Annotated in this window: 15 protein-coding genes; 5 read left to right on the top strand and 10 right to left on the bottom strand. The window is 69.1% G+C overall.

All coding sequences use genetic code 11. The features are described 5' to 3' along the window. Positions 1-68: 68 nt before the first annotated feature. From G5T42_RS07975 to G5T42_RS07995, 5 genes are all read right to left on the bottom strand, one after another. On the bottom strand, positions 69-812 hold the full coding sequence (locus tag G5T42_RS07975) for an SDR family oxidoreductase (protein WP_165127469.1): 744 nt from the start codon (positions 810-812) through the stop codon (positions 69-71). 17 nt (positions 813-829) lie between these two features. Further along, positions 830-1678, bottom strand: coding sequence for a fumarylacetoacetate hydrolase family protein (locus G5T42_RS07980; RefSeq protein WP_165127471.1), 849 nt, complete (start codon positions 1676-1678; stop codon positions 830-832). A 32-nt stretch (positions 1679-1710) separates the two neighbouring features. Further along, positions 1711-2655 (bottom strand): DUF4432 family protein, encoded by a 945-nt coding sequence (locus tag G5T42_RS07985; RefSeq protein WP_165127473.1) that lies wholly within the window; start codon positions 2653-2655, stop codon positions 1711-1713. Continuing rightward, positions 2652-3521: an SMP-30/gluconolactonase/LRE family protein gene (locus tag G5T42_RS07990; RefSeq protein WP_165127475.1), complete on the bottom strand. Its 870-nt coding sequence runs from the start codon at positions 3519-3521 to the stop codon at positions 2652-2654. The genes G5T42_RS07985 and G5T42_RS07990 overlap by 4 nt, the downstream gene beginning before the upstream one ends. A 73-nt stretch (positions 3522-3594) precedes the next feature. Then, complete coding sequence (locus G5T42_RS07995) at positions 3595-4365, bottom strand: GntR family transcriptional regulator (protein WP_165127477.1); 771 nt, start codon at positions 4363-4365, stop codon at positions 3595-3597. A 339-nt stretch (positions 4366-4704) separates the two neighbouring features. Here G5T42_RS07995 and G5T42_RS08000 point away from each other — a divergent pair, with 339 nt between their 5' ends. From G5T42_RS08000 to G5T42_RS08015, 4 genes are read left to right on the top strand one after another with little or no spacing between them, the layout of a single operon-like run. Further along, a complete protein-coding gene (locus G5T42_RS08000) occupies positions 4705-5544 on the top strand; it encodes an SDR family oxidoreductase (RefSeq protein WP_165127479.1) in 840 nt (279 codons plus the stop codon). A 60-nt stretch (positions 5545-5604) separates the two neighbouring features. Further along, complete coding sequence (locus G5T42_RS08005; protein WP_165127481.1) at positions 5605-6669, top strand: mannonate dehydratase; 1065 nt, start codon at positions 5605-5607, stop codon at positions 6667-6669. Continuing rightward, the gene (locus G5T42_RS08010) at positions 6666-7715 is read left to right on the top strand and encodes an aminoglycoside phosphotransferase family protein (protein WP_165127483.1); all 1050 of its coding nucleotides are present in this window, start codon (positions 6666-6668) and stop codon (positions 7713-7715) included. The genes G5T42_RS08005 and G5T42_RS08010 overlap by 4 nt, the downstream gene beginning before the upstream one ends. Beyond that, positions 7712-8998, top strand: coding sequence for an enolase C-terminal domain-like protein (locus G5T42_RS08015; protein WP_165127485.1), 1287 nt, complete (start codon positions 7712-7714; stop codon positions 8996-8998). Before G5T42_RS08010 ends, G5T42_RS08015 begins: the two co-directional genes overlap by 4 nt. A 16-nt stretch (positions 8999-9014) precedes the next feature. On the opposite strand, the gene G5T42_RS08020 is transcribed toward G5T42_RS08015, so the two are convergent. The 5 genes from G5T42_RS08020 to G5T42_RS08040 are packed head-to-tail and all read right to left on the bottom strand — an operon-like array spanning position 9015 to position 13485. Then, positions 9015-9800, bottom strand: a complete 786-nt coding sequence (locus G5T42_RS08020) for a DeoR/GlpR family DNA-binding transcription regulator (protein WP_165127487.1) — start codon at positions 9798-9800, stop codon at positions 9015-9017. Beyond that, a complete protein-coding gene (locus G5T42_RS08025; RefSeq protein ID WP_165127489.1) occupies positions 9800-10645 on the bottom strand; it encodes a class II fructose-bisphosphate aldolase in 846 nt (281 codons plus the stop codon). Before G5T42_RS08025 ends, G5T42_RS08020 begins: the two co-directional genes overlap by 1 nt. Next, complete coding sequence (locus G5T42_RS08030) at positions 10642-11550, bottom strand: PfkB family carbohydrate kinase (RefSeq protein ID WP_241246014.1); 909 nt, start codon at positions 11548-11550, stop codon at positions 10642-10644. The genes G5T42_RS08025 and G5T42_RS08030 overlap by 4 nt, the downstream gene beginning before the upstream one ends. Positions 11551-11594: 44 nt before the next feature. Next, complete coding sequence (locus G5T42_RS08035; protein ID WP_165127493.1) at positions 11595-12491, bottom strand: ROK family protein; 897 nt, start codon at positions 12489-12491, stop codon at positions 11595-11597. Positions 12492-12549: 58 nt separating this feature from the next. Further along, positions 12550-13485, bottom strand: coding sequence for a sugar isomerase (locus G5T42_RS08040; protein ID WP_165127495.1), 936 nt, complete (start codon positions 13483-13485; stop codon positions 12550-12552). A 110-nt stretch (positions 13486-13595) separates the two neighbouring features. On the opposite strand from G5T42_RS08040, the gene G5T42_RS08045 reads away from it, so the two are divergent. Beyond that, complete coding sequence (locus tag G5T42_RS08045; RefSeq protein ID WP_165127497.1) at positions 13596-14672, top strand: enolase C-terminal domain-like protein; 1077 nt, start codon at positions 13596-13598, stop codon at positions 14670-14672. Positions 14673-14729 lie beyond the last annotated feature (57 nt).

The following is a 14729-nucleotide window of genomic DNA, read 5'->3' on the forward strand; positions in this document are numbered from 1 at the left end:
GCTGCCACCGGTCGGGCAGGTGGTGAAGCAGATCCGGGGCGGGCATCTGGTCCGGGAGAGCCGGCGCATCAATGTGAAACGTAGAGCGCCTCGATCCCCGCGTCCACCGACAAAGCTACGCCGTTTGTCGACTGGGCCCGCGGGCTGGCGAGGTATGCGATCGCATCGGCAACCTCGTCGGCCGTGACGAGGCGTCCGTGCGGCTGCCGCGCCTCGAGGTTCGAGCGCTCGATGCTGGAGTCGTCGGCGGCGTCGAGGAGGCGCTGGATCCACGGCGTCTCCGTCGTTCCGGGGTTGACGGAGTTGAACCGCACGCCGTCGGCGAGGTGGTCCGCGGCGAGCGCGCGGGTGAGCGACACGAGCGCGCCCTTGCTCGCCGTATAGAGTGAGCGGTTCGGGAAGCCGGTTAGCGCGACGGCCGATCCGACGTTGACGACACTCGACGGCTGCGCAGCGATGAGGTGGGGGATGGCGGCCCGGATCACACGCACCGCTCCCATGACGTTGATGTTGAAAACCCGCATCCATTCGGCGTCGTCGTTCTCGAGGATGCGACCGGCCGCGCCGATGCCCGCGCAGTTGACCACGATGTCGAGATGGCCCCATCGAGCAACGACCTCCGCAACAGCACGGGACACGGAGTCCTGATCGGTGACGTCCACCATGTACGAGACGGCCTCGTCCCCTATCGCCTCGCTGCGGTCGAAGACGGCGACGAGCGCTCCTTCGCGCGCGAGGCGGGATGCTGCCGCCCGGCCGATGCCGGACGCGCCGCCCGAGACGATCGCGACCTTTCCTTGGAAGGTGTCCATTGTGGTGCCCGTCCTGTTCAACTGACCGCGACGGCGGCCGCGAAGCGCTGCCGCTGGCGGCCGAGTCCTTCGATGAAGATTTCGACGGCGTCGCCGTCGGCCAGATAGGGGAAGCGCCCCGACACGGCGACGCCTTCGGGAGTGCCGGTGAGGATGACGTCGCCCGGCTCAAGGAGCGTGTGGGTGCTCAGCCGAGTGATGATGTCGGCGACGTCGAAGATCATGTCGGAGGTGCGCGAGTTCTGCCGTGCCTCGCCGTTCACCCAGCTCTGGATCGCGAGGTCGGACGGGTCGGCGTCGGCAACGAGCCAGGGTCCGAGCGGACAGAAGCGGGGCGCGCCCTTGCCCTTCGACCACTGGCCGCCCGAGATCTCGAGCTGCCACGTGCGCTCGGACAGATCGTTCGCGACGGCGTACCCGGCGACGCAGGCGAGCGCCTCGGCGCGGTCGGTGACCTGCCACGCGGGCGCCCCGATCACGACGGCGAGCTCAGCCTCCCAGTCGACCTTGGCGGTGCCTGGGGGGAGGGGCACGTCGTCGTCGGGGCCGACCACGGTGTGGGGCGGCTTGAGGAAGACGACGATGTCGCTCGGGGGCTCATTGCCGCCCTCCCGCGCGTGGGCGGCGTAGTTGAGGCCGATGCAGTAGACCGCCCCGGGACGCGCCACAGGCGCCCCGAACCGCGTGATCGCGGTCTGGTCGAGCACCGGCAATTCGTCCGCCGCCCGCAGGACTTGGCGGACGGGATCCGTGGAGAGGAAACGGCCGTCGATGTCGTGAGTGATGGTGCGCAGGTCGAGCAGTCGATCGCCCACCAGGGCCACCGGGATCTCCTCGCCGGGCTGGCCGATTCGTGCGAAGCGCATGGGTTCTCCTTCTTGTGGTTGCAGGCGCGCGATCAGCTCGAAGCCGTCACGCGCGACAGTCGTGTGGTTGTGATGAGGGGGTGGTCGGGGTCGAGGGCGACTCCCGGGCCGCCGCGCGAATCGCCCCGCGAGGTCTGCCCTTCCCCCGGCAGCACGTTGGACGGCTCGACAGCGACGGCGTAGAGCCTGCGGAACCACGGCCATCCCGACCCAGCGTTCGCCTCGATCCAGAACCACGCATGCGGGTAGGTTGCGGCATCCCACGAGAGGCGCACGCCGAAGCCGCGGTTCGGGCTGTGGAAGGTCGCTTCCGGACGGGCGAAGTCGGTGAAGGCGGCGAAGACCGACTCTCGCGCGCCGGGCCCCGGAAGGCTGATGCCGCGATCCCCGACGTGCGCGCCGAGCACCTCGGCCGGCGTGCCGACGTGGCCGTGCGCGGCAAGGCTGCCGGGGGCCTCGCCGTCGGCGATCACCGTCGCCGCTGGCACCTCGAGGAAGGCGTCGGCGTCGAGGAACGGGGCGCCGAAGGCGGGATGCTGCATGACGCGAGCGTGCACGGTCTGGGGCGAGAGATTGCGGATCCGGTCGGTGACCGTGAGCCCCTCGGCATCCGCGGTCACGGTCCGATGCAGATGCAGGGGAGCGGTCGCGAGCCACGTCTCGAGATCGCAGGACGCCGCAGACTGCGCGATCACGTTCCAGCGCGCCAGCGCCGCCTCGCCGTGGAAGCCCTGAGTCACTCCGCCGTGGGTGCGCTCGGGACCGGCATTGGGGACCAGCAGCTGCCACCCGCCGGGGTAGCCCGCGAGCCACTCGGCCATCGAGCCGGCTCCCGACGGAGGCGTCGCCACAAGCCCCGTCGGCGAGACCGCGAGGAGCGGGGTGCCCGTCTGGAGGTCGGTGACCTGGACGATGTCGGCGCCCCGCTCAGGGGCCACGACGACCTCGAACCGTCTCCCAGCGAGGGTGATCGTCACGTCAGCCACCGAATGGGGTCGAGGGGGAGACCGGTCGCGCCGAGGTCGCGCAGGCGGAAGATCGATCCAGCATCGGCGTCGTCCGCGAGGTCGAGCTGGAACGCGGCCGAAGTCACCCACAGCTCGTCCAGGTCTGGCCCGACGAAGGCGCACGAGGTCGGCTGCGGGGTCGGGATCGCGATTGTACGGAGGCGCTCGCCGTTCGGCGTGAACTCGTGCACGGCGGCACCGGCGAACTCGGCGATCCAGAGATGGCCGCGCGTGTCGACACACAGCCCGTCCGGATACCCGGTGAAGGCGTCGGCGTCGATGAGGACGGTCGGTGCCCCATCGATTGTGCCGCGCTCGACATCCCAGGCGAAACGCAGCACCTGGCGAGCCTGAGTCTCGACCAGATAGAAGGCGTCCCGCCCGCAGCTCCAGTCGAGCCCATTGGGCTGAGTGAGCCCGTCGACGACGAGGGTGGCCACCCAGTCCTGGTCGAGCATCCACAGACCTCCGGCGCCCTCGGCGAAGTCCATCGCGCAGCTGCCTGCCCAGAAGCGCCCGTCGGGGGCGACCTTGGCGTCGTTCATCCGGGTGCCCCCGGCGAGGCAGTCGACGCGCCGGTCCACGACCCCGTTCTGGTCGAGCCCCGCGAAGCCGCTCGCGACGGCGGCGACGATTCCGCCGTGCGCACGCTGGGCGACGGCGCCTACCATCTCGGGGTAGCTCGTGACGGTCGTCCTACCGGTGTCGAGATCAGTGCGGAGGATCTCGCCGGGGATGATGTCCACCCAGTGCAGGACGCCGGCGGCGGCATCCCACACGGGCCCTTCCCCGCACTCGGCTCGGCGCTGCACTGCGACGGTCGGGGTTTCGACCATGGGACTCCTTCGTCGTCCGCTGTGGATGATCTCAGCGCGCTCCCGCGCATTGTCCGAGGATCGGTCGGTGAGCTCAGGAGGCGAAGTAGTCGGGGTACTCCGCCTGCAGGCTCGTCGTGTCTGCGAGGACGCGATGCGAGTGCAGATGGATGACCGCCGTGCCCGCCGCCTCATCGCGGTCGACGATGGCGTCGACGATGCGCTGATGCTCGAGAGGGAGTTCGGCGTTGTGGATCGCGGCGCTCAGGCTCATGCGGCGGAGCCGATCGAGATGCACCTTCATGCCCCGCACCAGCTCCCACAGGTGCGGGACGCCGGCCAGGGCGAAGACGAGCTGGTGCAGCTGCTCGTCGGTGTCGAAGAACTCCTCCGCGTCGCCCCGCTCCAGGGCCTCGCGATTGCGGTCGACCATCGCCTGCAGCTGTGTGACGTCGAGGTCTTGAGCCGCGATCGTCTGGCGGAACGCACCCGTCTCGAGGGAGCTGCGCACGAAGACGGCGTCGCTCACGTCGCGCATCGAGATCGGAGCGACCTTGCTCCCCACCTGCGGGACGATCGTGATGAGGCGCTGGTCGGCCAGGCGGGTGAACGCCTCCCGCACCGGCGCGCGGCTGACTTTGAGCCACGCCGCGACGGCCGGCTCGGAGAGCGTCGCCCCCGGGTGCAGGCGCAGGCTCCGGATCGCCTCGCCGAGCTCCTCGTACACATAGTCCGAGATGCGGCCACGCGAGTCGGCCGAGTAGCCGGGCGCACCTCGAGAGGGCTCGAGACTGTCGAGCTTGCTCCCGCGGAACCGGCCGCGCACACGGCCGCCGGCCTCGGCCGCGTTGTCGAGTGCCGTCATCGTGCTCCACCTCTCGGGAACTCATTCGTGTCTGGGCTTTGCATACTAGTATACAAGCGATACATTGTCCGCGTCATGCCGATGAAGGAGGCAATTGATGCGCACCGAAAGAGCTCACCAACAGGGGGCGCCCACGTCGGCTGTCGATCGCGTGAGCGTAGCCCTCGAGTTGAGCAGGCTCGCAGTCTCGTCGGATCTCGAGCGCTCCGAACTCATCCGCCAACACCTCGATACCGCGGTGGACGGCGTCCTCATCGTCCCGCAGAAAGGGTCGTTCGGAGCGCCATCCAAGACAGCATGGGAGCGACAGAAGCCTGCGCTCACTGCCTGGGTTCTGACATGAGCGCAGACAGGGGCGTCGCCGTGGACGGCGACGTCGATATCCACGCAGGACGGGTCGTTCTCGTCACCGGTGGCTCGCAAGGCATCGGCCGCGGCATCGCCGAGGTGCTCGCCGCGAAGGGCGCATCGGTCGTCGTCCACGGCCTCACCCAAGAGTTCGTCGACGAGACGGTCGCCGCGATCGGCGCGGCCGGCGGCAAGGCGACCGGCACGTGGGGACCCATCGACAGGCCGCAGACGACGATCGAAGCGGTGGATGCCGCGCTCCGCGCCTACGGCCGGCTCGACCACCTCGTGACCGCCGCAGGCATCCAGCGCTACGGCGACGCTGTCTCGACGTCGGTCGAGACGTGGGACGAGGTGTTCGGCGTCAACGTACGCGGAGTCTTCCTCGCGGCACACGCCGCGCTGCCGCACATCCGCGAGCGCAAGGGCACCGTGACGATCATCTCGTCGGTGCAGGCGACGGCGACGCAGCAGCAGGTCGTGGCGTACACGGCGAGCAAAGGTGCGCTCAACGCGCTCACGCGTGCGCTCGCGGTCGACGAGGCCGATCACGGTGTGCGGGTGAACTCCGTCGCGCCGGGCTCGGTCGACACGCCGATGCTCCGCCACTCCGCCGCGATGTTCTCCGTGGGCACGCCCGAGGCTGTCGAAGCGACGATCGCCGATTGGGGCCGAATGCACGCGCTCGGCCGCGTTGCGCAGCCGAGGGAGATCGGCGAAGCGGTGTCGTTCCTCGCCAGCGACGCCGCGAGCTTCATCACCGGGGCCGAGCTGCGCGCCGACGGCGGGTTGCTCGCACGCATCGCCGCGGCCCTGCCGGCCAAGGACTGACTGTCTGTCGGCCCGCATCCGGTCGACGAGTGATTGACGAACCCGAGAGGACCTCCAGAAATGATCGAACTCGGCGAATTCCTGCCGCCCCGGCCTGAGGCATCCTGGAAGCTCATCCGCCAGGTCGGCGTCGACAACGTCGTCGGCGGGCTCAACGGCGCCGAGCAGGACCAGCGCATGTTTCCCTCGGTCGGCGCCGGCGGTTGGAGGCCCGACGACCGCGAAGACGTGCCTTGGAGTGAGAGGGCACTCAAGCGGAACATCGAGATCTACGACGAATACGGCTTCCGGCTCGTCGCCACGGAGGACACGGCCCCGCTCGACAAGGCGCGCCTGGGCCTCGAAGGCCGCGACGCGCAGATCGACCAGGTCATCGAGCAGATCCGCGCGATGGGGCGGCTCGGCATCCCGACCCTCGCGTACAACTGGATGGCGCTGTCCAGCTGGGGCCGCACGGACATCGCGATCCCCGCACGAGGCGGCGCGCTCGTGACCGGTTACCGTAAGGCCGACACCGACGCGCTTCCTCGCCTCGTGGATGAGGGTGAGGTCACGCACGAGCAGATGTGGGACGCCCTCGCGTATTTCCTCGACGCCGTCGTCCCCGAGGCGGAGGCCGCCGGAGTGCGCCTGGCGATGCACCCCGATGATCCGCCGCAGCCGTTCGACCGCAACCTGCCGCGCATCATGAGCTCCGTCGCGGCGTTCCGCCGCCTCGCGGCGCTGCATCCGTCCGCGGCGAACGGCATCACGTTCTGCCAGGGCAACTTCGCACTCATGCCCGAGGTGCTCGACGGGACGACGGCGATCCCCGACCTCATCCGCGAGTTCGGCACCGAGAAGATCCCGTTCGTCCATTTCCGCGACGTCAAGGGCACGCCTGCCGAGTTCCAGGAGACCTTCCACGACGAGGGTCAGACCGACATGCCCGCGTGCATGGAGGCGTACTACGAGATCGGCTTCGGTGGAGTCATGCGCCCCGACCATGTGCCGACGCTCGACGGCGAGACCAACAGCCGCCCCGGCTACGAGACCCTCGGCCGCCTCTTCGCGATCGGATACATCCGCGGACTCGAACATGCCTGGTACGGCCACCCTGCGAAGCGATCGGTTCGGGTCGCGTGATCGATCCTGCACTGCTGGAGTCGACGGATCCCGCTGCGGCGGCCGGCGGGGCCTGCGAGGCGACCGCGGAACGAGCCCTACTCGAGCGGGTCGGCCTCATCGCACGGGGCGAGCCGTACGAGGAGGAGCCGCTCACGGGGGGCGTCTCGTCCGACATCCGGCTCGTCCGCACCGAGCGCGGGTCCTTCGTGCTCAAGCGCGCACTCGAGCGGCTGAAGGTCGAGGCGGAGTGGCGTGCCCCGCTGGGGCGTGTCGCATCCGAGGCGGCCTGGCTGGACTTCGCAGGCTCGGTCGCGCCCGGATCTTGTCCCCGCGTGCTCGTGTTCGACGCGGAGTCCTTCACCATGGCGCTCGAGTACCTCGATCCTGCCGCGCACCGCAATTGGAAGGCGGAGCTGCTCGCGGGACGGATCGACGTCGAGGTCGCGGCATCCCTTGGCGAAACCCTCGGGCGGATTCACGCCGCGTCGGTCAGCACGCCAGGGCTCGCTGAGCGCTTCGACAACGCTGAGCTGTTCGAGGCGCTCCGCATCGAGCCCTATTTCGTGCGCACTGCCGCCGCGGTGCCGGAGGTGCAGACGCCCTTGCACGAGGTGATCGACGAGCTTCGCCGCACGCGACTCGCGCTCGTCCACGGCGACGTGAGCCCCAAGAACATCCTCGTGGGGCCGCATCCTGTGATCCTCGATGCCGAATGCGCGACGTGGGGTGACCCGGCGTTCGACGTCGCGTTCTGTCTCACCCACCTCGAACTCAAGGCGGTGCATCTGCCCCACCGCGCAGCGGACTTGCATCAGGCCGCCGACGTCCTCCGCGCCGCCTATCTTCGGCGGGTCGACTGGGAGCACACGGATGCCGCGACCAGACGCGTCGACCGCATCCTTCCAGCCCTTCTGCTGGCGCGAGTCGAGGGCGCTTCACCTGTCGAGTACCTCGACGCCGCTGCTCGCGGCCGCGTTCGCAACGCCACCATCGAGGCGTTGCGCACGGGAGCCCCCGTGCGGCTGCTCCTACATCCGACCGCTGGCGAAGGGACGCCCCGATGACGGATCCGATCACGGCTCTGCGAGCACGCCGAGTGTGGGACTCCCGCGGCGTGCCCACCGTCGAGATCGAGCTGACCGCGGCGAGTGGCGCCCGCGGTCGCGGCATCGCGCCCGCGGGTGCCTCAACCGGGCGCAGGGAAGCCCTCGAGCTCCGCGACGGGGGCGACGTGCTGGGAGGCAGAGATGTGTCCATGGCGGTGCGGCTCGCCGAGGAGATCGTCGCGCCTGCACTGGTCGGGCTCGACGTCCGCGATCAGGAGGCGATCGACGACATCCTGGCGCGTCTCGACAGCGTCGATGAGTCCCCTCGCGGCCGTCCGGTGGGTGGGAACACCACCACGGCGGCCTCGCTCGCCGCGCTTCATGCAGCAGCCGCGAGCCGCGGCGTCCCCGCCTGGGCGGTCCTGGATCCGAGCCCGCACGCCATTCCCCGGCCGCAGATCCAGATCCTCGGTGGGGGAGCGCACGCGGCTCACCGAACGGCCGTCCAGGACTTCATGGTCATGCCGCTGTCAGCGGTGACGATCCAGGATGCCTTCCTCCACGTCGCCGAGGTGTACCGCACCGTGGGCGAGGTGCTCGCCGGACGCGGACCCCGGCGAGGAGTCGCCGACGAAGGCGGGCACTGGCCAGAGGTGAGCGGCACCGAGGACGCGCTGGACGTCCTCATCGAGGGCATCGAACGAGCGGGCCTCGAGCCCGGCGTCGACATGGCGATCTCGCTCGACATCGCGGCGACGCAGTTCGCCGGTCCCGACGGCTACCACGTGCAAGGCCGCACCCTCCGGACCGCGGAGTGGATCGCCGAGCTGCATCGGCTCTGCGAGAAGTACCCGATTGCGACGCTGGAGGACCCAGCGGGCGAGGACGACCTCGAGGGCATGCAGCTCGCGGTGGCGAATACCGGTGAGCGGACGACGGTCGTCGGCGACGACTTCCTGGTGACCGACGCCCACCGCATCGCCTTCTCCGCCGGCGAGCAGGCGGTCGACGCCGTGCTCATCAAGGTCAATCAAGTCGGAACGGTGACCGGCGCAGCGCGCGCCGTAGCGGCGGCACGGGCCCACCACCTCGGTGTCATCGTCTCGGCGCGCTCGGGAGAGAGCGAGGATGTCTCGGTTGCGCATCTGGCAGTGGGCTGGGGAGCAGACATCGTCAAGGTCGGCTCGATCACCAGGGGTGAACGCACCGCGAAGTGGAACGAGCTCATCCGAATCGACGACGCATTGGGCGGCCTGGGGCTGGCCGCCACCGTTCGGCCTATCGCCGGGAAACAGGCATGATACTGGCCGATGGCGATCAGGCGACGATGATCTCGTAGCCCTGGTCTTCGAGGCTGCGGCGCTGGTCGTCGGTGACCGCGGCGTCGGTGATGATCGTCGAGAAGAGTCCGGGGTGACCGATGGATGCGAAGGCCCGCCGACCGAGCTTCGACGCATCCGCGACGATGACGGCCTGTGCTGCGCGGATCGCCATGAGTCCGTTGACCGCCGCCTCGCGTTCGTCGAAGGAGGTGGGTCCCGCGAGCGGATCGATCCCGTTGACGCTGATGAAGGCGATATCGAGGCTGACATTGGCGAGCACGGCGTCCGCATACGCCCCGACCAGCTCGTATGAACGAGCGTGCAGAACACCGCCTGTCAGCACCGTCTTGATCTGCGGGCGCGTAGCGAGCTGCATCGCGATGTTGATCGCGTTGGTCACGACGGTGAGCCCAGGTTCATCGGAGGCGGCCATGATGTCGGCCCGGGCGAGGAGGGCGTCGACGATCGCCGTCGACGTGGTGCCGCCACAAAGGCCGATCACGGCGCCGCGGGGCACGAGTCCACTCGCCGCACGGCCGATCGACGCCTTCGCATCACGACGCTGCAGATTCTTGTATCGCATCGGCAGGTCGTAGGCCACCGACTGGGCGATGGCGCCTCCGCGGGTTCTGCTGAGCAGGTGCTGCTCCGCCAGGGCATCGAGGTCGCGTCTGGCCGTAGCCGGCGAGACACCGAGTCGCTGCACGATCTCGTCGACCTCCACGCGCTGGTTCTCGGCGAGCAGGTCGAGGACTGCGTTGAGTCTTTCGGCGCGATTCATCAAGGCCTCTCGTTGTCGGCGAACAGTGTGAGCAACCGTGCGGATTCGGTCCGCACCGCGTCTCGCCCTGTCGAGAAGTATGCGCGAGAGTCGACTGCCGTCGGGTGGTCGGCGAGGTACCGCCGAACGGCCGAGGTGAAGACATTGCTCAGATGGGTGGAGACATTGATCTTCGAGAGCCCCGCGCGGATGCCGTCGACGATCCTCGCATCGGGAACGCCCGATGACCCGTGCAGCACGAGTGGCACAGGCACGGCGTGGGACAAGCGCGCAATGAGCTCCACATCGATGTCTGCGACTCGCTCGGTCATCGCGTGCGACGAGCCGACGGCGACGGCGAGAGCATCCACGTCGGTCTGGGCGACGAAGTCCCGGGCCTCGTCGGGGTCCGTTCTCACCCCTGGCGTGTGTGCCCCGTTCTTGCCGCCCACCTCCCCGAGTTCCGCCTCGACCAGAACGCCGGCAGAGTGCGCGCGTTCGACCACACGACGCGTCCAGAGCACATTCTCTTCGAACTCGAGCTTCGCGCCGTCGAACATGACCGAGCCGAAGCCGGCGTCGATCCCGCGGAGCGCGAGATCGGGATCTTCGGCGTGATCCAGGTGCACGGCGATCCTCGCTGAGGAGGCATCCGCGACCGCCAGAACGGCCTTGGTGACCGGGTCGAACCCTCCGTGGTAGCGGATGCAGTTCTCGGATACCTGCAGGACGACGGGTAACCCGGCCTCCTCAGCTCCGGCGACGAGCGCCTCGGCCGTCTCCAGGTGGATGACATTGAAGGCGCCGAGACCTCGCGCGGCGTCGCGCGCTTCCTGAAGCAGCACTCGCGTCGGGGTGAGCGTCATGCCGCGCCCCTCCGCGAAGTGACGACGACGTCATGCTCGAGCGTGAGATGTTCGGGGCTGAGTTCCCCCGCCAGTGGCATGAGCACCGCCGCCCCCGACCACGCCGCCGCGCGCCGCGCGAGAGAGAGTCGTGCGGTGTGGGCGGCATCGTCGGACGACAGCAGGTCGACGCCGGAGGCGAGACCGGCTGCGATCGCGGCAACGAGTGCATCGCCCGCGCCCGTTGCGTTGCCGCGCAGAGCAAATGGAAGCCGGGCGCTGATCACGTCGCCGCTGGCTGCGACAAGGAGGAGGCCGTCCGGACCCGACGAGACGATCACGAGTCGCGCGCCCCGGGCCAGGAGTCTCCTGGCCCCCTCGCCGGGATCGTCCAGCCCGGTCGCCGCACGGAGTTCCTCCCGATTGGGCTTGAGCACGTGCGCACCGCCGTCTGCGGCGGAGAGGATTCCCGGCCCGCTCGTGTCCACGACGACGGGCGCCCAGCGGGCGACCCGCTCCACGACGTGCCGCAGTTCGTCAGGGCCGAAGCCTGCGCGCAGGCTTCCGCTGATCGCGACAGCCGCGGCGGATCTCGCGTGGGCCTCCGCGGCCGCCGCCAGCCGCTCCCCTTCGACGCGGGTCAACGGCGTGCCGTCTTCGTTGAAGATCGCCGTCTCCGCGGGCTCCTCCTCTACGATGGCCGCGCTCAACCGTGTAGCGGAGCCCGTCGCGATCAGCTGGTAGGGGATCCCCGACTCATCGAGGTCCGCGGTGAACTGTTCACCGGTCGATCCTCCGGCGGTGGCGAGCGCAAGGACGTCGTGGCCGAGCTCATGGAGCACCCGCGCGACGTTGATGCCCTTGCCGCCGGCTCGCGCGACCGCGGGGGAGACGCGGTGCGTGCCGCCGCGGCTCAGCCGAGGCACATGCCAAGTCAGGTCGACTGCAGGATTGGGGGTCACTGTCAGAATCACCGCGCACCCCATTCGCGGGCGAAAAGCGCGGCGCCGAGCAAGCCGGCATCGCCCCCCAGTTGGGCGGCGCGGAGCGCCGGACGCCGTTGATAGGTGAGTCGCGCATCGACGCGCGCGGCAAGTGGTTCGAACAGCGAACGGCCCGCCCCCGAGAGTCCTCCGCCGATCACGATCGCCTCCGGGGCGATGGTCGACGATATGACGGTCACTGCGAAGGCGAGCCCGTCGAGCGCGCGCTTCCAGACGGTCACCGCGTCGTGATCGCCCGTCGCCGCGAGCGCGACGACCTCACGGGCCCCGGAGACCGTGCGTCCCGACAGCTCGCGGTACCCATCGACGATGGCGCGAGTCGACGCGATGGCTTCCAGACATCCTCGGCCCCCACAGATGCAGCGCGGATCCTCGGCCACGGGGGAGTGCCCTATCTCGCCCGCGTACCCCCCACCAAGGTGCAAGCGGCCCCCGATGATCAGCGTGCCCGCGATGCCCGTTCCCAGAACCAGTACGACGAGATCCGACATGCCGCGCCCTGCTCCGAGGCGATGCTCGGCCACGCCCGCCGCGGAGACGTCGTGTCCGAACGCCACGGGAAGCTGGAGTGCCTCACGCGCGCGCTCCCTGATCGGGGCGTCACGCCATCCCATGTTGCTTGCATAGACGGCAAGACCGCGGTCCACATCGACGATGCCCGGTACGACGAGCCCCGCAGCGACGGGCGGTGACTCGGGATGCGTGCGACGCAGGTCGCCGGCCAAGTCCTCAAGCGTCCGGAACACGCCGTCGAGCCGGTCGGCGGCGTCATGCGGCGTCGGCGTTCGCCGAAGCCTCCTCACCTCACCTTGGGCATCGATAACGGCCGACTTCGTGTCGGTGCCGCCTACGTCGAACGCCATGACGGCTTCCCCCGCGCCGAGCGAGGTCGGCCGCGATGTCGACGGATCCGTGCCCACGTCAGGCGTCGAGAATGACGGAGCGGGTGAGGTTGCGCGGCGAGTCGGGGTCGAGTCCCCGCGCGCGCGAGCGCTGGAGGGCAACACGCTGCGCAAGTACGAGCTGCGCCATGGGATCGAAGTCGTCGCATTCGAATCGGGCTCCCGCGGCCGCAACTTCGCCTGCCAGGCCCGCCGGCGGTGGGCCGAAGTGCCATGTCACGCGTCCGGGCGCGGCGATCGAGATGGGACCGTGGCGATACTCCATGGCCGGGTAAGACTCCGTCCACGACTGCGCAGCTTCGCGCATCTTGAGCGCGGCCTCGTGAGCGAGCCCGACGGTCCATCCCTGCCCGAGGAAGGTGAACTGGTCCGCTTCCACGAGCTCCGGATCTATGTCGACTTGAATCGTCACGCCGGCGTGCTCGATCGCTCTGGTCATCGATTCGCCCAAAGATGCGCGGAAGAGCGCCAGCGCCGTGGTGGCGAACCGCGTCTGCACGACGGACTGCTCATCGGCGAACGGGAGAGCCACCACATCATCCACGAGATCGATGAGGGGGGATGCCGCATCCCCGACCACCGCGATGGTGCGCGTGCCCGCCGGGATCCGCTGCGAGACCTCCAGCACTTCGCTTGTCGTGCCGGAGCGGCTCAGCAGGACTACGGAGTCGTAACCGCGGTGGAGGAGGGCCTCCGACGCCGCGAAGGCGTGGGTCTCCCCGAAACCTCCCGCCTCTCGGAGCCACGCGTACGACTGACCCATGAACCAGGACGTGCCGCATCCGATGACCGCGACGCGCTCTCCGTGAGCGGGAAGCAGACGCTGCTCGGCGGCGATCGCGGCCGCGTGGGCCCATGTGTCCGGTTGCGAGGTGAGCTCGCTCTCCATGTAAGCGCCGGGTCCGGGCGCGTCAGTCCTGGGTTCGGCTGTTACCGCGGGAGTTGGGGCGGTCATGGTCTTCCTCGCCGTCAATGATGGAACTATGATCGCAAACGATTGAAATCTGCTATCTACGATCATAAACATGCAGGTTTGACCTCCACAACAACACCATCGGAGCTTCAATGCGCATCACTTCCCTCGACGTCGAACTCGTCGACGTTCCGGCTCAGCCGTCATTTCGCTGGCGCGCTGGACTCGCCGGCTCCGAACCGGCGTCGATCGGCGCCTGGCTTGCGATCCGGACAGACGTCGGGGTGGACGGGTTCGCGTTCTGCCCGCGCGGCTTGATACTCGAAGACCTCGTCGATCGGCGCCTCCGAGGAGAGCTCGTCGGCGCGGACCCACTGGCTCGCGAATATCTCTGGAACCGTCTCTGGGAACTGGATCGCGTGGAGTACCTGCCTCTCTACGTCTCCGGTGTCGTGGATGTCGCGCTGTGGGATGTCGCAGGCAAGGCCGCGGGGATGCCCGTGCACGCGGTCATCGGTTCGTTCCGTCGAGAGATCCCGGCGTATGCGTCCACGGCGACGTTCGGCAGCGTCGAGGAGTACCTGGATGTCGCGGACCAGTGTCTCGAGCTGGGCTTCTCGGCCATCAAGCTCCATGCGTGGGGGGACGCCAGGCGGGACGCGCGCCTGAGCGAGGCATTGCGAGAGCACGTCGGGCCGGACATCCCTCTCATGTACGACGGTTCCGGTGGGTTCGATCTTCTCGACGCGATCTATCTGGGTGACGCCCTCTCCGGGGCCGACTACCTCTGGTACGAGGAGCCGATGCGCGAATACAGCGTGACTGCCTACCGGCAGCTGGGCCGACGCGTCGATGTCCCGCTGCTGGTCGGGGAGGTGTCGCCCGGTGCCCACATGAATACGGCGGACTTCATCTCGACGGGAGTGGCGGCAGCGGTCCGCACCGGCGCGACGTTGCGCGGTGGGATCACCGGCTCGATGCGAATCGCGCACCTGGCGGACTCGCACCTCATCCGCTCCGAGGTTCATGGCGGAGGGCTGCCCAATCAGCATCTGAGCATGGCGATCGCCGGTACGACGTTCTATGAAGCTCTCATCTACTCCAACCCGGTTCAGCGACCCGCGGAGGTGGACGATCGTGGCATGGTGCGCGCGATCGACCGGCCCGGCATCGGCTGGGATTTCCGCGGCGACCCGGGCCAGCCTTCCCCTGGCTTCCTCCGCGAGTGACGACGTGCGCTGCGGCATGAACGCCCCCCGCCCGCGGGGCGTGCGGGCGAGCCTTGC

It is taken from the genome of Microbacterium sp. 4R-513, assembly GCF_011046485.1.
Taxonomy (GTDB): Bacteria; Actinomycetota; Actinomycetes; order Actinomycetales; family Microbacteriaceae; genus Microbacterium.

What these genes read in the sequence shown, in the direction of transcription:
- G5T42_RS07975 (WP_165127469.1), bottom strand. Translation starts at nt 812, where the DNA reads ATGGACACCTTCCAAGGAAAGGTCGCGATCGTCTCGGGCGGCGCGTCC.
- G5T42_RS07980 (WP_165127471.1), bottom strand. Translation starts at nt 1,678, where the DNA reads ATGCGCTTCGCACGAATCGGCCAGCCCGGCGAGGAGATCCCGGTGGCC.
- G5T42_RS07990 (WP_165127475.1), bottom strand. Translation starts at nt 3,521, where the DNA reads ATGGTCGAAACCCCGACCGTCGCAGTGCAGCGCCGAGCCGAGTGCGGG.
- G5T42_RS07995 (WP_165127477.1), bottom strand. Translation starts at nt 4,365, where the DNA reads ATGACGGCACTCGACAACGCGGCCGAGGCCGGCGGCCGTGTGCGCGGC.
- G5T42_RS08000 (WP_165127479.1), top strand. Translation starts at nt 4,705, where the DNA reads ATGAGCGCAGACAGGGGCGTCGCCGTGGACGGCGACGTCGATATCCAC.
- G5T42_RS08005 (WP_165127481.1), top strand. Translation starts at nt 5,605, where the DNA reads ATGATCGAACTCGGCGAATTCCTGCCGCCCCGGCCTGAGGCATCCTGG.
- G5T42_RS08015 (WP_165127485.1), top strand. Translation starts at nt 7,712, where the DNA reads ATGACGGATCCGATCACGGCTCTGCGAGCACGCCGAGTGTGGGACTCC.
- G5T42_RS08020 (WP_165127487.1), bottom strand. Translation starts at nt 9,800, where the DNA reads ATGAATCGCGCCGAAAGACTCAACGCAGTCCTCGACCTGCTCGCCGAG.
- G5T42_RS08025 (WP_165127489.1), bottom strand. Translation starts at nt 10,645, where the DNA reads ATGACGCTCACCCCGACGCGAGTGCTGCTTCAGGAAGCGCGCGACGCC.
- G5T42_RS08035 (WP_165127493.1), bottom strand. Translation starts at nt 12,491, where the DNA reads ATGGCGTTCGACGTAGGCGGCACCGACACGAAGTCGGCCGTTATCGAT.
- G5T42_RS08040 (WP_165127495.1), bottom strand. Translation starts at nt 13,485, where the DNA reads ATGACCGCCCCAACTCCCGCGGTAACAGCCGAACCCAGGACTGACGCG.
- G5T42_RS08045 (WP_165127497.1), top strand. Translation starts at nt 13,596, where the DNA reads ATGCGCATCACTTCCCTCGACGTCGAACTCGTCGACGTTCCGGCTCAG.